Source organism: Rickettsia bellii RML369-C, assembly GCF_000012385.1.
Classification (GTDB): Bacteria; Pseudomonadota; Alphaproteobacteria; order Rickettsiales; family Rickettsiaceae; genus Rickettsia; species Rickettsia bellii.
The window spans coordinates 1,241,729-1,265,885 of the sequence record NC_007940.1 but is presented as its reverse complement, the minus strand read 5'-3'; the positions used below and the strand labels follow the sequence as shown (position 1 = coordinate 1,265,885).

Here is a 24,157-nt window from a genome sequence, read left to right as displayed (position 1 = left end):
AACATTACTGTATTCATGTTTATTTTTCTGGATTCCCGCTTTCGCAGGAATGACATAAAAAACAGTTCTCGATTTATGCAACAACATCGGTCAAGCCGTAGTGTGACATACAAAAAACAACAAAAAATGTTAAATTAAATGCAAAAGATTTACTATATAATTTTTACGGCTATTTTTGGGCTGATATTAATTTCTAGCTCACTATTTTCAGTTGATCAACGTCAATCTGCTGTAGTATTCCAATTTGGTGAAGCAGTAAGAACCATAGAAAAACCTGGACTACATATTAAAGTTCCGTTAATTCAAAATGTTGAATTTTTTGATAAGCGTCTTTTAGATGTTGAAGTTGAAGCAAAAGAGTTAACGGCTGCTGATGGTAAAAGAGTTATCGTTGATGCTTATGCTAAGTTTCAAATTAATAATCCTGTAATGTTTTATAAAACGGTCCATGATTATCAAGGAGTCAAAATTAGGCTGACTCGTAACCTTGAATCTTCGATGCGGAAAGTAATAGGTAAGATTTCACTAAGTAGTTTATTATCGCAAGAGCGTAGTAATGTAATGCTTAATATTTTAAATCAAGTAGACGGCGAAGCTAAAAGCTTCGGTATTGATGTGGTTGATGTTAGAATTTTAAGAGCTGACTTACCAAAGGAAAATAGTGCGGCTATTTATCGCCGTATGCAAACTGCTCGTGAAAAAGAAGCAACACAAATTAGAGCAGAAGGGCAAGAAGAAAGTGTTCGTATTCGCTCAAAAGCAGATAAGGAAAGTAAGATAATACTTGCTAAAGCTTACAAAGATGCCCAAATTATCAAAGGTGATGGTGATGAGAAAGCGGCTAAAATATATAATTCTTCTTATTCTACTGATCCGGAATTTTACAAATTTTATAAGTCGCTTTTAGTATATAAAAATTCTTTAAAGAAAGAAGATACTAATTTTATTATTTCGCCCGATGCTGAAGTTTTAAAATATCTTAATTTAGCTAAGTAGTATATGAATCTGAAAATATTTTTTATTATAATAATTTTAATATTTAATAACAATATTTTAGCGAAAGAAAATAATAAATCTTCAAAAGCAATAGATTTGGAGGAGGAAAGTGAATTTACCGAAATAAATTCCATACCTCTAAAAGTAAATAATGCATCACGTTATAGTTTTGCTGATATAGTTGAGCCTTTAATCCCTGCTGTTGTTAATATTTCTACTATAGAATATGTTAATAGTAAGTCAGAAGCTGCAGAAAAAGATCCTTTACAAGAAAAAAAACCTCTGGATTTCATTAATGATTTTCTAGAACGTCTTAACATACCTCTCAACCTTGAAGAAGTTGATCCTACTCCAAAAGCGATGCCGCTCGGTTCTGGGTTTATTATTGAGCCTAATGGTTTGATAGTTACAAATTATCACGTGATTGCTAATGTTAGTAAAATTAATGTAAAATTAGCCGATAACACTGAATTACCAGCTAAATTAATAGGTAGTGATACTAAAACTGATTTAGCTCTTTTAAAAATAGATGTTGAAGAACCGCTGCCTTTCGTAGAATTTGGTGACTCAAATGATGCAAGAGTAGGGGACTGGGTTATTGCAATCGGTAATCCTTTTGGTAATCTTGGTGGTACTGTTACTGCCGGTATTATTTCTTCAAAAGGACGAGATATTGATATTGACACTAACAATATAGTCGATAATTTTATCCAAACAGATGCGGCAATTAATAACGGCAATTCTGGTGGTCCTATGTTTAATTTGGACCAAAAAGTAATTGGTGTAAATACGGCAATTTTCTCACCGCTTGGCACTAATATAGGTATTGGTTTTGCTATCCCTTCAAATACTGCAAAGCCTATAATTGAGCGTCTTAAAAAAGATGGTAAAATAAATAGAGGGCGTCTTGGTGTAACAATACAAGATTTGACTGAAGAAATATCAGAAGGATTAGGGCTAAAAGACACTAATGGTGTGTTAGTTGCTAAAATACAAAAAGATGATCCAGGTGATAAAGCAGGCATTAAAACAGGCGATATAATATTAGAGTTTGCAGGGCAGACAGTTAAAAACACTAAAAGATTACGTGTAATCGTGGCTGATATTCCTGTTGATCAAGAAGTGAAAGTAAAAGTATTACGAGACGGAGAAGCAATAGAACTACCAATAAAAATGACATCAGATAATGAGGAAGTTAAACAAGAAGCTGCGGAAGAAAATATAGAAAAAGTTACTAAGAAAGAAGATAATGGCACGTCTATTACAAAGAGTAATATCACTTTTAGTAATTTGACTGAGGAATTAAAGCAAAAATTTGCTATATCTGTTGATAAAGTAGGATTAGTTATTACAAATGTTGATGAAGAAGATAGTAGCTTTAGAGTTGGTGATTTAGTAAGTAATGTTAATCAAGAAAGCATAAGCGATATAAATAAACTAGAAGAATTATACGAAAATGCTAAAAAATCAGAAAAGCAAAATATTTTGCTTTTGATTGAGAGAGGTGATAGTAGTATGTTCGTTCCATTATCTGTAATGTGATTAAGCGTTATCTTATGCATTAGGTTACAGTGTCATCCCGTGGCTTGACCACGGGATCCAGAAAAATAATAAAAATACAAAAAGCTCGATTTATCTCGCTTTATGCTGGATCTAGTTCCCAAGCCACGGGATGACATAAACCATATAAAATAAAAACAACCAATACCATAATTTATGAGTGAAAAAATTGCAATTTTAAGTGCATATAGTTTTGTAAATATAGAAGAGCCGGAAAGCTTAATACCGAAACTATTATTTGTCGGTAAAAGAAAATATGTTAAAGGTACTATCTTATTATCGAAAGAGGGCTTTAACGGTTCTTTTTCAGGTTCATATGAAAGTGTAAATCTTGTACTTGAAGAATTAAAAAAACTAACTAATACGAAAGACGTGAATGTTAAAATAAATTGCAGCGAAATACATCCTTTTCAAAAGTTAAAAGTCAGGCTTAAAAAAGAAATCGTTGCGATGAATGTTGACAATTTAAATGTTAATTTGTTTAAAGGCGAGTATATAGAGACAAAAGATTGGGATGAATTTATTACGAAACAAGATGTTATAGTGGATACACGTAACGACTATGAAGTGGAAGTCGGTACGTTCAAAGCGGCAATTAATCCATATACTGAAACATTTAAACAATTTCCAGCTTGGGTTGAGCAAAATGCTGAATTACTTAAAGGTAAGAAAATTGCGATGTTCTGTACTGGTGGTATACGTTGTGAGAAATCTACTAGCTTACTGAAAAGTATGGGACATGAAGAAGTATATCACTTAAAAGGTGGTATATTGCAATATCTAGAAGATACGCAAAATAAGAATAATTTATGGCAAGGTGAGTGCTTTGTTTTTGATGACAGAAGAGCGGTGGCAGATGATTTAGCACCCGCTGAAGGGTACTGGCTCGAGAGAAAGTAATACTCGCTTTGTTTGAAAAATTGGCTACGTTGTTTTTTGCTTTTAATCCTCACGTACTATATGTACGCTGCGGTTAAAAGCTTCAAAACGCCTTGCTCTTTTCCAAATAAAGCTTCGTCTTAAAAGTATAATACAAACCAATAATATAATATGACTAAAACCAAACAAGAAATTTATAATAAGCGTCCGACTTCGCCGCATCTAACTATATATAAGCCGCAAATAAGTTCTACCTTATCGATTTTGCATCGTATGACAGGGGTAGCTTTATTTTTTGCAGTTTCAATTTTGGCATGGTGGTTTATCCTCAGTAAATTTGATAGTAATTATATAAAGCTAGCTAATTGTTGTTGCATTATAAAAATATGTTTGATACTAACTAGCTTTGCTTGGTTTTATCATTTATGTAACGGCATCAGACATTTATTTTGGGATATTGGATTAGGCTTTTCTATAAAAGCAGTTAATTTAACAGGCTGGAGCGTAGTTATTTGTTCCGTCTTATTTACGATATTGTTGTGGGTGTAGTAATATTATTTGTCATCCCGTGGCTTGGGAACTAGATCCAGCATAAAGCGAGATAAAGCAAGTTAAGAAGTTATTGCATTTATATTTTTACTGGATCTAGTTCCCAAGCCACGGGATGACACCGAGGGCGTTTTTTGGATACCGCTACAAGCATGCGGGATGACATACTTAATAACAAAAAAAATGTGTTTAGAGAAAATTAATGACATATGATTTTAGAGCAGAGATTGTAAAAGCAAAAAATACTGGTTCTGCTAAAAGTGGTTCACATCATTGGTTGCTACAAAGAATTACCGCTATTATATTAGTGTTGTGTTCTTTATGGTTACTATATTTTACGCTAGCCAATAAAAATAGTGATGTAAATATTATTATTTGGGAGCTGAAAAGACCTATTAATTTAATACCTTTATTAATCGCAGTAATTACTTCTTTATATCATGCCATGCTTGGAATGCAGGTAGTAATAGAGGATTATATAAGCTGCAACAAGTTACGTAATACATTAATTATAGCAGTGAAGCTATTTAGTATTCTAACTATCGTAGCTTTTATAGTAGCTGTGTTTTATAGGGGATAAATATAAGGAGTGTTTGTATGAATATAAATTTAACGAATAATTTAGAAGAATTGGTAGCAGCTAAAGTTAACTCAGGAATGTACAATAATGAAAGTGAAGTAGTTGCAGAGGCTTTAAGGTTATTAGATAAATTTGAAAAAGCTCAAAGTGTTAAATTGGAATTATTACGTCAAGCTGTAGGTGTAGGAATATATCAAGCAAAAAATAATATATTCAGCGAAAAATCAATTTTAGACTTGATTGATGATGAGTAAAATATTGCCTTACAAATTAACTAGAATTGCTGAAAGTGATTTGTTGCAAATAAAATATTATAGTGAAGAAGTATGGGGGCAAGATATAACAAAAAAATATTTAACTCAAATACATAATAAATGTATAGAAATTTGTAATTTTCCACACATAAGAATAAATCGTCCAGAAATTTTTGAAAGTGTTAAGTCAATAGCTATAAATAGTCATATGATATTATATGCACTAGTTGACAATAAAATTGAAATACTTAGAGTGCTACATAAAAACATGGATATAACCAAAATATATAGTAAAAAATTAACTTAATGACCAAATCGTATAATATAATTCATCATAAATTTGACGTAATAGTCGTAGGGGCAGGCGGTGCAGGTTTACGTGCTGCGTTCGGTATGGCTGAAGAGGGTCTTAATACGGCTTGTATATCTAAGCTATTCCCGACTCGTAGCCATACTGTCGCAGCACAAGGCGGTATTAGTGCAGCTCTTGGTAATATGGGAGCGGATGATTGGCGTTGGCATATGTATGATACGGTTAAAGGTTCTGATTGGTTAGGCGATCAGGATGCAATCGAATATATGTGCAAGAATGCTCCGGATGCGATTTTAGAGCTTGAGCATTACGGCGTACCTTTTTCAAGAACCGAAGAGGGAAAAATTTATCAGCGTCCTTTTGGCGGCATGACTACCGAGTATGGCAAAGGCAAGGCAGCACAACGTACATGTGCAGCAGCAGATCGTACTGGACATGCTATACTTCATACTTTATATCAACAATCATTAAAGCATAAAGTACAGTTTTTTATCGAATATTTCGCTATTGATTTATTAATGGAAAATGGTGAATGTAGAGGAGTAGTTGCTTGGAATTTAGATGATGGTAGCTTGCATTGTTTTAGAGCACATAATGTAGTACTTGCAACGGGCGGATATGGGCGTGCTTATTTTTCAGCAACTTCGGCTCATACTTGCACTGGTGACGGGGGCGGAATGGCGATTAGAGCAGGCTTGCCGCTGCAAGATATGGAGTTTGTCCAGTTCCATCCGACCGGAATATATTCAGCTGGTTGCCTTATAACAGAGGGAGCTAGAGGTGAGGGTGGTTATCTTGTTAACGCTAATGGTGAGCGTTTCATGGAGCGTTATGCACCGGCTGCAAAGGATTTAGCATCACGGGATGTGGTTTCAAGAGCAATGACTATCGAAATTCGTGAGGGGCGAGGAGTTGGAGAGCATAAAGATCATGTATTCTTGCATTTAAATCATTTATCACCTGAAATTGTACATAGTCGTTTGCCTGGTATTTCTGAAACAGCTAAAATTTTTGCTGGTGTTGATGTAACCAAAGAGCCTATACCGGTACTTCCTACAGTGCATTATAATATGGGTGGAATACCTACTAATTATCATGGTCAGGTAATAATTAAAGATGGCAAAAATCATAATAGTGTAGTAAAAGGTCTTATGTCGATCGGTGAAGCCGCTTGTGTATCGGTGCATGGAGCTAATCGTCTAGGATCAAATTCCTTACTTGATTTAGTAGTATTCGGCAGAAGTGCAGCACTAAAAGCAGCTGAGCTTATTAAGCCAGCAAGTCCGCATAAGCCTGTATCAGAAGAAGCCCTTGAAAAAATTATTAGTAGATTTGATAAAATTCGTCATAGTAGCGGTAATATCTCGGTTGCAGATTTAAGGCTTAAAATGCAAAGAACTATGCAAAGTCATGCTTCAGTGTTTAGAACTCAAGAAGTGCTAGATGAGGGGGCAGAAATGATTAGCGAGATAAGAAGCGGTTACAAAGATATAAAAGTTAATGATAAATCTTTAATTTGGAATAGCGATTTAGTTGAAGCTTTAGAGCTAGATAATTTACTTGATCAGGCTTTAGTAACTGTATATTCAGCAGCTGCCAGAAAAGAAAGCAGAGGAGCACACGCAAGGGAAGATTATCCCGATCGTAATGATAAAGAATGGATGCAGCACACTCTTAGCGGGGTTGATGAAGCCGGCAAGGTGGTGCTTGATTACAAACCTGTTACTTTAACTACTTTGAGTGATGAAGTGAAAGCAATTCCACCAGCGAAGAGAGTATACTAGAATTATCCTTGGTGTTATCCTGCGGCGGTGTTGTTGTGTGGATCGATTTCCCTCTGTCATCCCGCAACTTGATTGCGGGATCCAGCTTAAAATACTAAAAGTATTAGTACTTTTACTGTTTTCTGGACCCCGTGGACAAGCCACGGGGTGACAGGGGAAAATGATCCATGCGGGCAATGCCTCCGTGGAATGACATAAACAAGCCATGCAATAACGTCCTTTGCTCCTCGCAATGACAAAAATCTGACACAATAGCTAAAAATTATATCACTAAAAACATGTTTGAATATTTAATAAAATTTTCTCCAAAAATTCTTTTTATTGTAGAAGGAACTTTGATCACTTTAAAATATAGCGTTATTGCTGTTATATTTGGTCTAGTTATAGGAGTATTGCTAGCACTTTGTAAGGTAAATAAAAATCGTGCATTAAGACTTTTCGCAGATTTTTATACTTCCATTTTTAGAGGCACACCTTTATTAATTCAGTTAAGTATTATATATTTTGCATCACCTTATTTAATAGGTATTAAATTTACTGTATTTATGGCAGGTGCTATTTCTTTTTCTCTTAATTCAGGTGCTTATGTTTCGGAAGTAATAAGAGCAGGAATTAATGCAGTTGATAAAGGGCAGTTTGAGGCGGCAGAAGCTCTTGCTATCCCCAAATTTTTGATTATGAAAGATATAATTTTGCCACAAGCAATTAAAAATATTTTTCCATCGCTAACCAATGAGCTTATTAATTTAATCAAAGAGTCAGCCATTATTTCAATGTTTGGAGAAATGGACTTGATGAAAAGAGCACAAATTGTATCGCTTGAGACGTATAATTATTTTTTCCCCATGATTGTTGCCGCTTGTTGTTACTATATTTTAGTGATGCTAATAAGTTTTATAGCAAGAATAATAGAGAAAAAACTAATTGTTAGTTAAAACATACTTGCTTTTATGGAAAAAGTAATTATAATTTAAATTTAGTGTAATTTAATTTGACAGTGTAAATATATTATTTACATTTGTAAAATCATTTAAAATTCAAAGGGCAAAAGTAGTTTTTGCCCTTTAATCATCGTATGTACCTTTGATATTTCAAGATTTGGTACGTCAAATTTCGGGATTCGTTTTTGCTCACGTACTATTTGTACGCTGTGCAGTCTCACCGCTTATTTGACTTCCAACTTTTGAAATCTCTGTGGTACTTGTAAGTTTTTTTGGAGTGTTTTTTTAATGCCAACATATAATCAATTAGTACGTTTTGAAAGAAAATCAAAAGTTCGTAAAACTAAATCTCCTGCGTTAGAGGCTAATCCTTTTAAAAGTGGAGTTTGTTTAGTAGTGAAAACTGTTACTCCTAAAAAGCCTAACTCAGCTCTTCGTAAAGTAGCAACTGTGCGTTTAAGTAATAAAAGAACAGTAAATGTTTATATTCCTGGTGAAAAACATAGTGTGAAAGAGCACGATAGAGTATTAGTAAGAGGCGGGCAAGTTCCTGATCTTCCAGGGGTAAAATATCACGTGGTACTCGGTGCTTATGATATTGCTGGAGTTAAAGGGCGTAAACAAGGTCGTTCACGTTATGGTGCTCCTCGTAAACAAGTTGTAGCTACAAAAAAATAATTATTAGTTAGAGAGAAAAAGTCAAATGTCACGTCGTCACGCCGCAGAAAAGCGAGTAATTTTACCTGATATGAAGTATAACAGTGTTTTACTTTCTAGGTTCATCAATAATATTATGAAAGAGGGAAAAAAAGCTCTCGCAGAAAAAATAGTTTATTCTGCTTTCGATAAAATTGAAAAGAAACATAAAGCTGATCCGTATCAGACTTTCAGTAATGCTATGAATAATGTAAAGCCATATTTGGAAGTAACTTCTGTAAGAGTAGGTGGAGCTAATTATCAAGTTCCAACTCCGGTTGATGAAAGAAGAGGCTATGCTCTTGCATCTCGTTGGATTATTACAGCGGCAACAAAGCGTTCTGAAAAAATGATGATTGATAAACTCGCTGAAGAATTATTTGAAGCTTCAAATAATAGAGGTGTTGCTATTAAGAAGAAAGAAGACACTCATAAAATGGCTGAAGCTAATAAAGCTTTCTCACACTTTAGCCCTAAAAAAACAAAGCAGGGTAACTAAATATGAGTAAAAAGCTTGAAAATATCCGTAATATCGGTATATGTGCTCATATTGATGCAGGTAAAACTACTACTACAGAACGTATTCTATATTATACAGGTAAATCCCATAAAATAGGTGAAGTTCATGAGGGCGGTGCTACCATGGACTGGATGGAGCAGGAGCAAGAACGTGGTATAACAATTACCTCGGCTGCTACTACTTGTAGATGGCAAGATAAACAAATTAATATTATTGATACTCCTGGACACGTTGACTTTACAATTGAAGTAGAGCGTTCTTTACGTGTTCTTGATGGTGCTGTTGCAGTGTTTGATGGCGTTGCAGGTGTTGAACCTCAATCTGAAACAGTATGGAGACAAGCTGATAAATATAATGTTCCTAGAATGTGTTTTGTCAATAAAATGGACAGAATGGGAGCAGACTTTTATAGATGCGTTGACATGATCAAGGATCGTTTAGGAGCAAAGCCTTTAGTTATTCAGCTTCCAATAGGTATTGAAGAAAATTTCAAAGGGGTTGTTGATCTTGTTAAAATGCAAGCAGTAGTTTGGAAAGATGAGTCTTTAGGTGCTGAGTATTCTTATCAAGAAATTCCTGATGACATGAAAGCAAAAGCAGAAGAATATCGTGCTAATTTGCTTGATATGGTTGTTGAGCTAGACGATAAAATCATGGAAAAATACTTGTCTGGTGAGGAAGTAACTGAAGAAGAGATTAAGAAGTTAATAAGAAAAGGTACTATTTCAGCAGCTTTTTATCCAGTTTTATGTGGTAGTGCATTTAAAAATAAAGGCGTACAGCCTCTACTTGATGCTGTAGTAGATTATTTACCATCACCTATTGATATTGCTACAGTAAAAGGTGTTGAAGTTAGTACAGGTGAAGAAAAAGACTTCCCTATTTCTGTTTCTGAGCCATTTTCTGCCTTAGCATTTAAAATTATGAATGATCCGTTTGTTGGTTCATTAACTTTTATTAGAGTGTATTCAGGTAAGATTACTTCCGGAACAACTGTTATTAATACTGTAAAGAATAAGAGAGAGAAAATAGGTAGAATGCTATTAATGCATGCTAATAACCGTGAGGATGTAAAAGAAGCATCAGCAGGTGATATAGTAGCATTAGCAGGGCTTAAAGATACTACTACTACTGGTGATACATTATCAGATGAAGATAAAAAAGTAATTCTCGAAAGAATGGAATTCCCTGAGCCAGTTATTGAGCTTGCAGTAGAGCCTAAGTCAAAGGTTGATCAAGAAAAAATGGGACTAGCTCTTTCTCGTTTAGCAGCTGAAGATCCTTCATTTAGAACTTCAACTGATCAAGAAACAGGGCAAACTGTTATTAAAGGAATGGGTGAGCTTCATTTAGAGATCATTATCGATCGTATGAGAAGAGAGTTTAAAGTTGAAGCAAATATTGGAGCTCCTCAAGTTGCATATCGTGAAACAATTACTAAAGCTTGCGAAATTGATTATACTCATAAAAAGCAATCAGGCGGTGCAGGTCAATTTGCACGTGTAAAAATTATTTTTGAACCTCTAAAAGATGTAAAAGATCTAAAAGAAGAAGATAAAAATAAGAGCTTCATTTTTGAAAGTAAAATTGTTGGCGGTGCTGTACCTAAAGAATATATTCCTGGCGTAGAAAAAGGATTAAATAACATTAGGGAAACAGGCGTAATTGCAGGTTATCCTATGATCGATTTTAAAGCTACATTAATTGATGGTGCTTTCCATGATGTGGATTCTAGCGTACTTGCGTTTGAAATTGCAGCAAAAGCAGCATTTAGAGAGGGAATGCCTAAAGGTAATCCTAAATTGCTTGAGCCGATTATGAAAGTTGAGGTGATTACACCAGATGAGTATATGGGTGATGTTATTGGTGATTTAAATAGTCGTAGAGGACAAGTTCAAGGTATGGAGCCAAGAGGTAATGCTCAAGTGATCAAGGCATATGTTCCTTTAGCTGAAATGTTCGGTTATGTTAATACGCTTAGATCTTTATCACAAGGTAGAGCTCAGTATAGCATGGTATTTAATCATTATGATCAAGTACCAACTCAAGTTGCAGATACTATTAAAGCTAAAAAATAATATTTATTATTAGCTTAAAATTAAAAATATTATATTTAAATAAAAAGGTTTTCAATAAATTTTGTTGATTTTTTATTTAAAATATGATAGGAGTGTAGCTCAATTGGTAGAGCACCGGTCTCCAAAACCGGAGGTTGCGGGTTCGATGCCTGTCGCTCCTGCCATTACAAATAATAGGGTTTTTACTATAAAATAACTTATAAATATGTTTAAAGAATATAAAATATATAAGTTTTTTGAACAAGTTAAACAAGAAGCTTATAAAGTAGTTTGGCCCACTAAAAAAGAGTTAACTGCTTCGACTTTAGTAGTCATAGTAGCGGTTTTTGTTTTTAGCCTAATTTGTTTAGTGCTCGATTATGGTATACATAATATAATACAAATTTTACTTAACATCGGTAAATAAGTTATCAAGGAATAAATTGTGGCAGAACAAAATATAGATGATATATTGTCAAATTCTGAAAAAGATACAAAAAAGTGGTACGTTATACATACTGCATCAGGAGCAGAAAATCGTATAAAACGAATTATGCTTGAGAGAATTAGCAAGCAGAAAATGTCAGATTTTTTTGATGATATATTAGTACCGGTTTTTGGTGTTTCCGAAGTTAAACGCAGTAAAAACGTCAAGGTAGAAAAAAAATTAATGCCTAGTTATATTCTAATAAAAATGAATATGACAGATAAATCTTGGCATTTAGTAAAAAATATACCAGGAGTAACAGGCTTTTTAGGTAGTAAAACTACTCCAAAAGCTCTTACAGAAAGCGAAATACAGAATATTAGATTAGAAACAGAAGCTAAAGAAGCAAAAGATGCGAAATTATATGAGGTCGGCGAAATAGTAACTGTTACAGAAGGACCTTTTGAAACCTTTACAGGTACTGTAGAAGAAGTAGATCAAGAAAAAGCTAGATTAAAAGTTTCAGTATCAATATTTGGTAAAGCAACTCCGATAGAGTTGAGCTTTACTCAAGTAAAGAAAAACGACTAATGTAAATAGATTGTAAATAAATAAAATTATTATTTGATTATCTTTAAAAATAAAAGAAAATTCTAAGACTATAATAAGAAAGAAAAGAAGGATATTTGTAAATGGCACAAAAAATAGAAGGTCATATTAACTTGAATGTAAATGCTGGTGAAGCTACCGCTGCTCCTCCTATAGGGTCAACGCTTGGACAAAGAAAAGTTAATATTATGGAATTTTGTAAAGCTTTTAACGCTGCTACACAAAGTATTGAAAAAGGAACACCTCTTCCAACTGTTATTACTATATATGTAGATAAGAGTTTTACTTTTATAGTTAAAACACCGCCGGCATCTTATCTTATAAAGAAATATGCTAAAGTTAAAAAAGGGTCTGGGGCTACTAAAAAGGAAGCTGTGGTAGGTAAAATCACTATGGATGATTGCCGTGAGATTGCAAAGTTAAAAATGCCTGATTTAAATACAAAAGATATTAAAGCTGCAACAAAGATTATTTGTGGTAGTGCAGCATCTATGGGAATTGAAGTTGTAGGGAATTAATTATTATGTCAAATAACAAAGATGTTGCTATAAAATCTAGCGGCGGTAAGAAAATAAGAGAAGCACGCATTAAAGTAAGATCGGATAGTTTATATAATTTAACAACTGCGGTTGAGAAATTAAAATCCGCTTCTTATGTTAAATTTGATCCAACCTTAGAAATAGTTATGAAGCTTGGAATTGATCCAAGACATTCTGATCAAATGGTACGTGGTGTAGTTAATTTACCCGCAGGTACAGGTAAGACTGTAAGAGTTGCCGTTATTTGTAAAGAAGAAAGAGAAGAAGAAGCGAAAGTTGCAGGTGCAGATTTAGTAGGCTCAACCAATATTATTGATGAAATTAAAGCTGGTAAGATCAATTTTGATGTATGTATAGCTACTCCTGATATGATGGCAGTTATAGGTTCAGTTGCAAGAATTTTAGGACCAAAAGGTTTAATGCCGAATCCTAAACTCGGAACTGTGACATTAGATATTAAGGGTGCTGTTAAGAATGCTAAAAGTGGTCAAGTAGAATATAGAGCAGAAAAAGCAGGTATAATTCACGCAGGGCTTGGAAAATTATCTTTTCCGGATCAAGATTTATTAAAAAATTTGAAAGCGTTTATTGATGCAGTAGTTAAAGCAAAACCTACTGGAGTGAAAGGAAGTTATTTAAAAGCAATATATTTATCTTCTACTATGGGTGCATCAGTACAAATAGATTTAGCTAGTATAGCATAAACTAAATTTAATACATTTGAGTCTAGATCCTTTAGCAAAGCCTAATATATTAAACTCGTTTGTAATAAATTTTATAAATTATGCGGTGAAAGCCACTATAGCTTTAAGTAAAACTTTACAAATTGACTAATATGTCAGTGAAGATAAATTTACTAAGTTTATACTGTTTTTATAAGTAGACTAATAAAATATAAAAAAATAGCTATCTTAATAAATAATAAGTTATTGAGAAAAATATAGAAACATCTCAAGTGTTGTAACAAGGAGAATTAATAAAGTGTTAAGATCAGAAAAACCGGAAGTTGTAGAAGAAATAGCAAGTATTTATAAAGATTCGCCATCTGTAATCGTTGCTCATTATCACGGATTAACTGTTAGTGAAGTCAATTCACTTAGAGAGTCTCTTAAGTCTAAAGATGCAGGTTTTAAAGTTGTTAAAAATACTTTAGCAAAAATAGCAGCAAATAAAGCAGGTCTTGATGATATCGTAAGCTTATTTTCAGGTCCTACCGCTATTGTTTATTCTAAAGAACCGGTTGAAATGGCAAAATTAGTAGTTAATTTTGCTAAAAGTAATGAAAATCTTAAGATTGTTGGCGGTATAGTCGATAAACAAGTATTAAATGAACATTCAATAAAAGAACTTTCTAAGTTACCTTCATTAAATGAGCTTAGAAGTAAAATTGTTGGGTTATTACAAGCTCCGGCTACTAAGATTGCAGGCGTTTTACAAGCACCGTCTTCAAGCTTAGCCAGGGTAATACAAGCAAATGCTAGTAAAAATTAATTCAGATAATAATATATAAAAGTAAAAAGGAAAAAATTATGGCAGATTTAGCTAAAATTGAAGAACAATTATCATCTTTAACATTAATGCAAGCAGCTGAGCTTGTAAAAATGTTAGAAGAAAAATGGGGTGTATCTGCAGCAGCACCTGTAGCTGTAGCAGCCGCTGCCGCTCCTGCTGCTGAAGCAGCTGCTGAAAAAACTGATTTTGAAGTAGTTTTAGCTTCTAGCGGTGATAAAAAAGTGGAAGTAATTAAAGTTGTAAAAGAAATTACAGGTCTTGGTTTAATTGAAGCTAAAAAATTAGTTGATGAAGCTCCAAAACCAATTAAGAGTAATGTGAAAAAAGCAGAAGCAGAAGAAATTAAAAGCAAATTAGAAGCTGCTGGAGCAAAAGTAGAATTAAAGTAATTTTATTTTTATAATAAATTTTTTACGTTAATATAAAATTTAAAATTGCTTATTAGAATTTTTAAAAGCCTTATTTTAGTAATTAAATTTAAATAAGGCTTTTAGCTATTTTGTTAATGAATTACTTTTTTATAAAGTGATTTGTTAGTAATTTCTAGTAGTTAACGCTAAGTTAAAAATTACCATTAAAAATTTTTATCAAAATTATCTTCATTTAACAAAAATTTTAGTTAATGTATTTAAGTTATATAAAGTGTAACACCATATTTACGTAACTTAGACCTTAAGCATTAAAATATACACACTTTGAAAAGTGTTAATAATGCAAATTTTAAGATAAAAATTTAATCTTAAAATTCGACTAAAGAGATTAGGGTTTTGGCAAGATTTGTCCTTAATTAAATGAAGATTTACCGTAAATTATATTAAAAAAATTTACAGTATAAAAATGATAGCAAAAGCCACCTTAAGCTATTATTTCCTTGTTTTTATCAGTATTAAGACAGATTTTTTAAAATCTTATCTTAATGCTTGCGTTAATAAAGTTTAATAATAAGTCTATTAAGTTTCTTTAACTGTTAACTTCAATGTTGATAGTTAATTTTTTATCAGTCAGGAGATTATATGGTTTCATTAAGGGATAATATTGAAGTACAACCCTTGTCACATAATAAAAGAGTAAGAAAAAATTTTGGTCATATAAATTTAGTAGCAGATATACCGAATTTGATTGAAATTCAAAAAAATTCATATGAAAAAAATTTTCTACAGCTAGATACAAAAGATTCCGAAAGAAAAAATAAAGGCTTACAATCTATATTAAATTCAATTTTTCCTATCTCTGATCCTTCTAATATAGCTAATTTAGAATTCGTTAAATATGAATTTGATACTCCAAAATATGATGTGGAGGAATGCACTCAAAGAAGCTTAAGCTATGATTCTGCTCTTAAAGTAACCTTAAGATTAAGTATCTGGGATATAGACGAAGATACTGGAAGCCGAGAGATTAAAGGTATCAAAGAGCAGCAAGTATATATGGGTAATATCCCATTAATGACTAAAAATGGTACTTTTATCATTAATGGTACAGAAAGGGTAGTTGTATCGCAAATGCATCGCTCACCTGGGGTATTCTTCTATCATGATGAGGGCAAAGTTCATTCTTCTAGAAAACTTTTATATTCTGCACGTGTTATTCCATATAGAGGATCATGGCTTGATTTAGAGTTTGATGCTAAAGATATTATTTATTTTAGAATAGATAGAAAAAGAAAACTTTATGCTACTACTTTGCTTAAAGCAATAGGCATGAGTACAGAAGAAATTATAAAATTTTATTATGATTCAGTAAATTATAAAGTTGTTAAAAATAAGGGATGGGCAGTTAAATTTATGCCTAGCCATATTACTGCTCATAGATTAACAAGTGATTTAATAGATGCTGATACGGGAAATGTTTTGCTTAAAGCAGGGCAAAAAATTACTCCTCGCTTAGCTAAAAAATATGCTGGGGAAGGACTTAATAATATTTTAGTATCTCATAAAGCTTTGATTGGTAAATATTTATCTGAGGATTTAAAAGACCCTGAAAGCGATGAAATATTAGCAAAAATCGGTGAAATGATTACTGTTGAATTACTTAGTGTAATTAGTGATCTTAAAATTAAAAATATTAGCGTATTAGTAATTAATCCTCAATCTGGTCCATATATAAGAAATACTTTATTTTCTGATAAAAACCAAGATCGTGAATCAGCATTATTTGATATTTTTAGAGTATTAAGACCGGGAGAGCCTGCTAATATTGAAGCTGCTGAAAGTTTATTTTATAATTTATTCTTTGACCCTGAAAGATATGATCTTTCAGAAGTAGGTCGAATAAAAATGAATTCAAGGTTAGAACTAAATATCTCTGATGAAACTACTGTTTTAACTACAGATGATATAAAAAATATACTAAGAGTTTTAGTAGAGCTTAAAGATCGCAAAGGGATTATAGACGATATTGATCACTTAGGTAACAGAAGGGTTAGATCGGTTGGTGAATTGATAGAAAATCAATTCAGAATAGGTCTTGTCCGGATGGAAAAGTCAGTAGTTGAAAGAATGTCGGCAGGTGATATTGATACAGTAATGCCTCACGATTTAGTGAATTCCAAAATTTTAGTTTCTGTAGTAAAGGAATTCTTCAGTACTTCGCAATTATCCCAATTTATGGATCAAACAAATCCATTGTCTGAAATAACTCATAAAAGAAGATTATCAGCATTAGGGCCTGGTGGTCTTAGTCGTGATAGAGCAGGTTTTGAAGTGCGTGATGTGCATCCGACTCATTACGGTCGTATCTGTCCTATTGAAACACCTGAAGGTCAAAATATCGGACTAATTAACTCTATGGCAACTTATGCTAGAATAAATAAGCATGGTTTTATAGAAAGCCCATATAGAAAAGTCAAAGATGGGCATGTAACCGATGAAGTAGTATATCTTTCAGCTATTGAAGAAGGGAAGTATAAGATCGGTCAAGCAAATTCTAAGGTTGATAAAGATGGGATATTACAGGGCGAATTTATTAATTGCCGAGTTGAAGGTGGCAATTTTGTAATGGTAGAGCCACACGAAGTAGACTTCATTGATGTAACGCCTATGCAGGTTGTATCTGTTGCAGCTTCTCTTATACCGTTCTTAGAAAATGATGATGCTAACCGTGCTTTGATGGGATCAAACATGCAAAGACAAGCGGTTCCTTTAATTAAAACTGATGCACCTTTTGTGGGTACAGGAGTTGAGGGAGTAGTAGCAAAAGATTCTGGAGCATCTGTGCTTGCATTAAATGATGGTATAGTTGAGCAAGTAGATTCAAATAGAATTGTAATTAGAGCTATTGCTCAAAAAACCGAAAGTGCACCTTCAGTTGATATTTATAACTTATTAAAATTCCAAAAATCTAATCATAATACTTGTATCAATCAAAAACCTTTAGTTAAGGTAGGTCATTATGTTAAGAAGAATGATATTATAGCTGACGGACCTAGTACCGATAATGGTGAAATTGCTTTAGGCAGAAATGTTTTAGTCGCTTTCTTGCCTTGGAATGGATACAATTTTGAAGATTCAATTTTAATATCAGAGCGAATAGTAAAAGAAGACGTATTTACTTCTGTCCATATTGAAGAGTTTGAAGTAATAGCAAGAGATACTCGCCTTGGTCCTGAAGAGATTACTCGTGATATACCGAACGTAAGCGAGGAAGCTCTGCGTCATTTAGATGAAGTCGGAATAATTTATGTAGGTGCAGAAGTAAAAGCAGGTGATATTTTAGTAGGGAAAGTAACGCCGAAAAGTGAATCACCTATTACTCCTGAGGAAAAATTACTGAGAGCTATTTTTGGAGAAAAAGCTTTTGATGTGAAAGATTCATCGCTGCATGTTCCTTCCGGGGTTAGCGGAACGGTAGTAGAAGTAAGAGTATTCTCTCGTCGAGGTGTTGAAAAAGATCAGCGTGCTATTGCTATTGAAAAACAACAAATTGAGAAATTAGCAAAAGACCGTGATGATGAATTAGAAATTATTGAGCATTTTGTATTTAGTTGGCTTGAGAAGCTTTTAGTAGGACAGGTAAGTATTAATGGTCCTAAGACAGTAAAGACTGGGCAAACTATTACAAGCGAAATATTAAAAGGTTTATCTAAAGGACAACTTTGGCAGTTTACTGTTGAAGATGCAAATGTAATGAACGAAATAGAGCAGCTAAAAGGTCATTATGATGGCAAAAAAGAAGCTCTTAATAAGAGGTTCGCTACTAAGGTAGAAAAATTACAAAGCGGAGACGATTTACCTCAAGGTGCTTTAAAAGTAGTAAAAGTATTTATCGCAACTAAGCATAAATTACAACCTGGTGATAAAATGGCAGGAAGACACGGAAATAAAGGTGTTATTTCACGTATTGTGCCAGAAGAGGATATGCCATTCTTAGAAGATGGGACTGTAGTTGATATTGTTCTCAATCCTTTAGGTCTTCCTTCTCGTATGAATATAGGGCAAGTGCTTGAAACTCATCTTGGTTGGGCATCAGTGAATCTAGCAAAAAAAATAGCAGGTTTAGTAGAAGAACATAAAACTAAACATGCAAGTATTGAGAAGATTAAGAAGTTTTTAATCGAGCTATATGGTGAGAATATTAATCATATACTTGAAAAATCTGACGAAGAAATTATTTCATTCTGTAATGAAGCTGCTAAGGGAGTATATTTTGCAACTCCAGTATTTGATGGTGCAAAGGTTGAAGACGTTAAGGATATGCTAAGGCTTGCAGGTCAAGATCTTTCAGGGCAAGTAAAGCTAATTGATGGTAGAACAGGTGAATATTTTGATCGCTTAGTAACTGTAGGGCAGAAATATTTATTAAAGCTACATCACTTGGTAGATAATAAAATTCACTCTCGTTCTATAGGTCCTTATAGTTTAGTGACTCAGCAACCTCTTGGAGGAAAATCGCATTTTGGTGGTCAGCGTTTCGGGGAAATGGAATGCTGGGCATTACAAGCATATGGAGCTGCTTATACGTTACAAGAAATGTTAACTGTTAAATCAGATGACGTAAATGGTAGAATTAAGATTTATGACTCTATAGTGCGTGGTGAAAATAATTTTGAATCTGGTATTCCTGAATCATTTAACGTGATGATAAAAGAATTTAGATCTTTATGTCTTAATGTAAAACTTGAAGTGACTTCTTAAGGATTACTGAATAAAACTATTAAAATTTTCTTTTAGGAGGAGTATATAATGCTGCTCTTGAAAGAAAAGAAGTATACTCACACAACGACTCTAATAAAGAAGTATAATGCAGATACTTCAAAATTTGGGAGCAAATAAGCGGTGAGGCGTAGAAAATTACGTGAGCACAAGCCCCCAAATCTTGAAGTATCAAAGGTATATAAGAGCAATTTTAAGGAAAAAGTATTTATGAGTGTAGTAAATTTTTACGGACAATTAAGTAATACTCAACAATTTGATCAGATAAGAATTAATATAGCAAGTCCAGAACAAGTACGTTCATGGTCTTTCGGTGAAGTAATAAAACCTGAAACTATTAATTATCGTACTTTTAAACCTGAAAAAGATGGTTTATTTTGTGCAAGAATTTTTGGTCCAGTAAAAGATTATGAATGTCTTTGCGGTAAGTATAAGCGAATGAAAAACCGCGGTATTACTTGTGAAAAGTGCGGTGTTGAGGTTACTGTTTCTAGAGTAAGACGTGAAAGAATGGGGCATATTGAACTTGCGGCTCCCGTTGCTCATATTTGGTTTCTAAAGTCTCTTCCTTCAAGAATTAGTACGCTTCTTGATATGACGATGCGAGATATAGAAAAAATTCTTTATTTTGAAAATTATGTGGTAGTTGATCCTGGATTATCTATTCTACAAAAAGGTGAGCTTTTAACTGAAGAAGAGCTGCAAAAAGCAAAGGATAAATACGGGGAAGATGCATTTACTGCCTCTATTGGTGCAGAAGTAGTACAACAAATGCTAAAAGAGCTTGATTTCCCAACATTAAAGCAAGAGCTGTACGAAGAACTACAAAATACGACTTCAGAAGTAAAAAAGAAAAAGTTAGTAAAGCGTTTAAAATTAGTAGAAGACTTTTTAGAATCTGAAAATAAGCCAGAATGGATGATTATGAACGTGTTGCCGGTCATGCCTCCTGAACTTAGACCGCTTGTTATGTTAGATGGTGGAAGATTCGCTACTTCAGATCTTAATGAACTTTATAGAAGAGTAATTAATAGAAATAATCGTCTAAAGAAGCTTATAGAGTCAAAAGCACCTGATATAATTGTTAGAAATGAAAAAAGAATGCTGCAAGAAGCAGTGGATGCGTTATTTGATAACGGACGCCGTGGTAGAGCAGCAAAAAATGCTAATAAGCGTCCATTTAAGTCATTAAGCGATATGCTAAAAGGTAAGCAAGGTCGTTTCCGTCAAAACTTACTTGGTAAAAGGGTGGACTACTCAGGACGTTCAGTTATCGTAGTAGGACCTGAGCTTAAACTTCATCAGTGCGGTTTACCTAAAAAAATGGCTCTAGAACTGTTCAAGCCGTTTATTTACTCAAAACTTGAATTATATGGTATTGCTACAACTATTAAAGCAGCTAAAAGAATGGTTGAGGCTGAAAAGCCTGAAGTTTGGGATGTGCTTGAGGAAGTTATAAGAGAACACCCTGTATTACTTAACAGAGCTCCGACACTGCACCGTTTGGGTATCCAAGCATTTGAGCCATTATTAATCGAAGGTAAGGCAATACAGCTTCATCCGCTTGTTTGTGCCGCTTTCAATGCGGACTTTGACGGGGACCAAATGGCTGTACATATTCCTTTATCGATTGAAGCCCAGCTTGAAGCTAGGGTATTTATGATGTCTACTAATAATATTTTAAGCCCCGCTAATGGACGTCCTATTATTGTACCAGATAAAGATATAGTACTCGGCTTATATTATTTAACGCTTGCTTTTGATCATGAGGTAGGTGAGGGGATGATGTTCTCAGACCTAACTGAAATGGAGCATGCTTTATATAACAAATTTATAACGATTCATACTAAGATAAAATATCGTCGTAATCAGTTAAATGCTGAGGGTAAAATAGTTCCTGTTATAGTTGATACTACTTATGGAAGATTAATGGTTGGTGAGTTGTTGCCTTCTAATCCTAATATAGAATATAAGTTTATTAATAAGCCTTTAACTAAAAAGGATATATCTCTAGTAATAGATTTAGTCTATCGTCACTGCGGTCAAAAAGCTACAGTAATTTTTGCTGATCAGTTGATGAAGCTTGGTTTCAAATATGCTTGTTCTTCAGGTATTTCTTTTGGTATGGATGATATGGTTGTACCAAAATCTAAAATTGTTCATATCGATGAAACACAGCTTGAGATTAAGGAATTTGAGCAGCAATATTCAAATGGTTTAATTACTTACGGCGAAAAATATAACAAGGTAATTGATGCATGGTCAAGATGTACTGATAGAGTAGCTAATGACATGATGAAAGAAATTGCTAAACCACCTGTTAGTGATGATTCAAATCAACAGAAGATAAACTCTATATATATGATGGCTATTTCAGGTGCTAGAGGGTCTTTCCAGCAGATTAAACAGCTTGGTGGTATGCGTGGGCTTATGACTAAATCAAATGGTCAAATTATACCAACACCTATTATCGCTAACTTTAAGGAAGGATTAACTGTATTTGAATGCTTTAACTCTGCTAACGGAATGCGTAAAGGGCAAATAGATACAGCTTTAAAAACTGCAAGCTCAGGTTACTTAACAAGAAAATTAGTAGATGTTGCACAAGATTGTATTATTACTGAAAAAGATTGTAACACTGATAAAGGTATTGAAGTAAAGAGTATTATAGAAGGTGGTGAAGTAATAGTGCCTTTAGCTGAAATGATTTTAGGTCGTACGGCAGCTATTAATATATATCATCCGGTGACTAATGATTTAATTCTCACCAAAGGTGAATTAATTAATGAGTCTAAATTAGAGCAAATTGAGTCTGCAGGTTTAGATAGAATTATGATTAAGTCGGTATTAACCTGTGAAAGTTCCACCGGTATATGTGCTATATGTTATGGTAGAGATCTTGCTACTGGTTCGTTAGTTTCCGAAGGGGAAGCTATAGGTGTGATCGCTGCTCAATCTATCGGTGAGCCTGGTACACAGCTTACAATGAGAACTTTCCACATTGGAGGAGCAGCAACGAAAGGAGCAGAAGTTTCTTCTGTAGAAGCTTCATATGATGCGAAAGTAAAAATTCTTAGCCGTAACGTGGTTATTAATTCCGAAGAACGCAAAATTGTTATGAGCCGTAACTGTGAGTTATTATTACTTGATAATAACGGCAATGAAAAAGCTCATAGTAAAATCCCATATGGTGCTAGATTACTTGTTGACGAGGGTGATATGGTTACTAAGACGCAGAAGCTTGCAGAATGGGATCCATATACCATACCTATCATTACTGAAAAATCTGGTAAGGTATTATTTAAAGATATGGTTGAGGGGATTTCGGTTCGTGATGTAACTGATGAGGCAACTGGTATTCCAAGCAAAGTTATCATTGAATCAAAACAATATTCACGTGGAGCAGAACTAAGACCACGAATCCAGCTTCTTGACGCTAAAGGTGAAATTATCATGTTATCAAATGGTTTAGAAGCAAGATATTATTTACCAGTTGGAGCGGTTTTAAGTGTAGAAGATGGGGTGCAGATATCAGTAGGTGATATAATTGCACGTATTCCTAAAGAGTCAACTACTACTAAGGATATTACTGGTGGTTTACCAAGAGTAGCCGAGCTTTTCGAAGCAAGACGTCCAAAAGATCATGCAGTGATTGCTGAGATAGATGGGCGAGTAGAGTTCGGTAAAGATTATAAATCTAAGAGACGTATTATTATACACCCAGTTGACGGTTCAATGGGTCTTGAGTATATGGTGCCAAAAGGTAAGCATGTTGTGGTTAATGAGGGAGACTTTGTTAAGAAAGGTGACTTATTAATTGATGGTAATCCAGTACTTCAGGATATTTTAAAAGTGATGGGTGTAGAACTTCTTGCAAGCTATATTGTTAAAGAGGTCCAGGCTGTTTATCGTTTACAAGGGGTAAAAATTGATGATAAGCACATAGAAGTAATTATTCGTCAGATGTTACAAAAAGTAGAAATAACAGACTCAGGCGGTACTACATTATTAGTAGGTGAGAAGATAGATCGACGTGAATTTGACGAAATAAATGAAAAAGCAATTAAGAATGGTTTAAGACCTGCTGATGCTCAGTTAATATTACAAGGTATTACTAAGTCTTCTCTGCAAACTAGATCATTTATATCTGCTGCATCATTCCAAGAAACTACTAGGGTTTTAACCGAAGCTGCTATTGCTGGTAAGGTTGATAAGCTACGAGGACTTAAAGAGAATGTTATAGTTGGGCGTTTAGTACCTGCAGGGACAGGGTTTCTTTATGGACAAAATGCGTAAAGTAGCAGCAAAACTTGACGAAGAAAATGCTTAAGGTTAAAAAGCAATCTCATAAGGAAATATATTCCTGAGGTTGCTTCGTCAAAATTCAGCTATTAATATAACAAGATATAGAATCTTGTTATATTGACTAAAAATAGTATTACCCGCTTTTTTCTCAACGGATAATACTGAAGTAGTAATTATTTTCCCTTTTCTACACCTGGCTTACATAATAATTTGCCTAAACATAAAAATGAATATATCCCACAAAAACCAATAATTATATAAAGTAACTTAACGATAATTGGGAATGAACCAAATAAAAGTGTTACTAGGTTAAAATTGAATAGTCCAATTAGTCCCCAATTTATAGCACCTATAGAAGATAGTAAATGTATAGTAGTAATAAGTGGATTACTAGAAGTATTTATTAGCATATTTTGCTCTCCATATTATTGATGTTTAAGTAAATCTAGACTTCAAAACAATTTACCATACAATTATAATTTCCTA

21 protein-coding genes, 1 tRNA gene and 1 pseudogene are annotated in these 24,157 nt (G+C 33.6%); 21 read left to right on the top strand and 2 right to left on the bottom strand.

Annotated features, from left to right (window positions below; translation table 11 throughout):
* Positions 1-138 precede the first annotated feature (138 nt).
* The 9 genes from hflC to RBE_RS06060 all read left to right on the top strand — a co-directional run bounded on the left by hflC (position 139) and on the right by RBE_RS06060 (position 7,850).
* Complete coding sequence (gene hflC / locus RBE_RS06100; protein ID WP_011477830.1) at positions 139-996, top strand: protease modulator HflC; 858 nt, start codon at positions 139-141, stop codon at positions 994-996.
* Between the two features lie 3 nt (positions 997-999).
* Positions 1,000-2,538: a Do family serine endopeptidase gene (locus tag RBE_RS06095; RefSeq protein WP_011477829.1), complete on the top strand. Its 1,539-nt coding sequence runs from the start codon at positions 1,000-1,002 to the stop codon at positions 2,536-2,538.
* Positions 2,539-2,712: 174 nt separating this feature from the next.
* The gene (locus RBE_RS06090) at positions 2,713-3,456 is read left to right on the top strand and encodes a rhodanese domain-containing protein (protein ID WP_011477828.1); all 744 of its coding nucleotides are present in this window, start codon (positions 2,713-2,715) and stop codon (positions 3,454-3,456) included.
* Between the two features lie 150 nt (positions 3,457-3,606).
* Positions 3,607-3,984, top strand: a complete 378-nt coding sequence (sdhC, locus tag RBE_RS06085) for a succinate dehydrogenase, cytochrome b556 subunit (RefSeq protein WP_011477827.1) — start codon at positions 3,607-3,609, stop codon at positions 3,982-3,984.
* Positions 3,985-4,186: 202 nt separating this feature from the next.
* Positions 4,187-4,564 (top strand): succinate dehydrogenase, hydrophobic membrane anchor protein, encoded by a 378-nt coding sequence (gene sdhD / locus RBE_RS06080; RefSeq protein ID WP_011477826.1) that lies wholly within the window; start codon positions 4,187-4,189, stop codon positions 4,562-4,564.
* Between the two features lie 17 nt (positions 4,565-4,581).
* Entirely contained in the window at positions 4,582-4,818 is a 237-nt protein-coding gene (locus RBE_RS06075) for a type II toxin-antitoxin system ParD family antitoxin (protein ID WP_011477825.1), read from the top strand.
* Positions 4,808-5,125, top strand: coding sequence for a type II toxin-antitoxin system RelE/ParE family toxin (locus tag RBE_RS07590; protein ID WP_011477824.1), 318 nt, complete (start codon positions 4,808-4,810; stop codon positions 5,123-5,125). Before RBE_RS06075 ends, RBE_RS07590 begins: the two co-directional genes overlap by 11 nt.
* Positions 5,125-6,915 (top strand): succinate dehydrogenase flavoprotein subunit, encoded by a 1,791-nt coding sequence (gene sdhA / locus RBE_RS06065; RefSeq protein ID WP_011477823.1) that lies wholly within the window; start codon positions 5,125-5,127, stop codon positions 6,913-6,915. Before RBE_RS07590 ends, sdhA begins: the two co-directional genes overlap by 1 nt.
* A 278-nt stretch (positions 6,916-7,193) precedes the next feature.
* Positions 7,194-7,850, top strand: a complete 657-nt coding sequence (locus RBE_RS06060; RefSeq protein WP_011477822.1) for an amino acid ABC transporter permease — start codon at positions 7,194-7,196, stop codon at positions 7,848-7,850.
* Between the two features lie 143 nt (positions 7,851-7,993).
* On the opposite strand, the pseudogene RBE_RS08630 reads toward RBE_RS06060, so the two are convergent.
* Positions 7,994-8,114 (bottom strand): annotated as a pseudogene (locus RBE_RS08630) (palindromic element RPE5 domain-containing protein); the annotation flags it as partial.
* A 30-nt stretch (positions 8,115-8,144) separates the two neighbouring features.
* Here RBE_RS08630 and rpsL point away from each other — a divergent pair.
* The 12 genes from rpsL (at position 8,145) to rpoC (ending at position 23,662) form a co-directional block, all read left to right on the top strand.
* The gene (rpsL, locus tag RBE_RS06055) at positions 8,145-8,534 is read left to right on the top strand and encodes a 30S ribosomal protein S12 (RefSeq protein ID WP_011477821.1); all 390 of its coding nucleotides are present in this window, start codon (positions 8,145-8,147) and stop codon (positions 8,532-8,534) included.
* 25 nt (positions 8,535-8,559) lie between these two features.
* Positions 8,560-9,051, top strand: a complete 492-nt coding sequence (gene rpsG, locus RBE_RS06050; RefSeq protein ID WP_011477820.1) for a 30S ribosomal protein S7 — start codon at positions 8,560-8,562, stop codon at positions 9,049-9,051.
* A gap of 2 nt (positions 9,052-9,053) precedes the next feature.
* Positions 9,054-11,150, top strand: coding sequence for an elongation factor G (gene fusA, locus RBE_RS06045; protein ID WP_011477819.1), 2,097 nt, complete (start codon positions 9,054-9,056; stop codon positions 11,148-11,150).
* An 88-nt stretch (positions 11,151-11,238) separates the two neighbouring features.
* Positions 11,239-11,314, top strand: a tRNA-Trp gene (locus tag RBE_RS06040).
* Positions 11,315-11,355: 41 nt separating this feature from the next.
* Complete coding sequence (secE, locus tag RBE_RS06035; protein ID WP_011477818.1) at positions 11,356-11,556, top strand: preprotein translocase subunit SecE; 201 nt, start codon at positions 11,356-11,358, stop codon at positions 11,554-11,556.
* An 18-nt stretch (positions 11,557-11,574) separates the two neighbouring features.
* The gene (gene nusG / locus RBE_RS06030; RefSeq protein ID WP_011477817.1) at positions 11,575-12,147 is read left to right on the top strand and encodes a transcription termination/antitermination protein NusG; all 573 of its coding nucleotides are present in this window, start codon (positions 11,575-11,577) and stop codon (positions 12,145-12,147) included.
* A 101-nt stretch (positions 12,148-12,248) separates the two neighbouring features.
* Positions 12,249-12,683: a 50S ribosomal protein L11 gene (gene rplK / locus RBE_RS06025; protein WP_011477816.1), complete on the top strand. Its 435-nt coding sequence runs from the start codon at positions 12,249-12,251 to the stop codon at positions 12,681-12,683.
* Between the two features lie 5 nt (positions 12,684-12,688).
* Positions 12,689-13,408, top strand: a complete 720-nt coding sequence (gene rplA, locus RBE_RS06020; RefSeq protein WP_011477815.1) for a 50S ribosomal protein L1 — start codon at positions 12,689-12,691, stop codon at positions 13,406-13,408.
* Positions 13,409-13,685: 277 nt separating this feature from the next.
* Complete coding sequence (rplJ, locus tag RBE_RS06015; RefSeq protein ID WP_011477814.1) at positions 13,686-14,195, top strand: 50S ribosomal protein L10; 510 nt, start codon at positions 13,686-13,688, stop codon at positions 14,193-14,195.
* Between the two features lie 38 nt (positions 14,196-14,233).
* Positions 14,234-14,605, top strand: coding sequence for a 50S ribosomal protein L7/L12 (rplL, locus tag RBE_RS06010; RefSeq protein WP_011477813.1), 372 nt, complete (start codon positions 14,234-14,236; stop codon positions 14,603-14,605).
* A 624-nt stretch (positions 14,606-15,229) separates the two neighbouring features.
* On the top strand, positions 15,230-19,348 hold the full coding sequence (gene rpoB, locus RBE_RS06005) for a DNA-directed RNA polymerase subunit beta (RefSeq protein WP_011477812.1): 4,119 nt from the start codon (positions 15,230-15,232) through the stop codon (positions 19,346-19,348).
* Between the two features lie 228 nt (positions 19,349-19,576).
* Positions 19,577-23,662, top strand: coding sequence for a DNA-directed RNA polymerase subunit beta' (rpoC, locus tag RBE_RS06000; protein WP_011477811.1), 4,086 nt, complete (start codon positions 19,577-19,579; stop codon positions 23,660-23,662).
* A gap of 182 nt (positions 23,663-23,844) precedes the next feature.
* Here the strand turns inward: rpoC and RBE_RS05995 are convergent, their stop codons facing one another.
* The gene (locus RBE_RS05995) at positions 23,845-24,081 is read right to left on the bottom strand and encodes a DUF378 domain-containing protein (RefSeq protein ID WP_011477810.1); all 237 of its coding nucleotides are present in this window, start codon (positions 24,079-24,081) and stop codon (positions 23,845-23,847) included.
* Positions 24,082-24,157 lie beyond the last annotated feature (76 nt).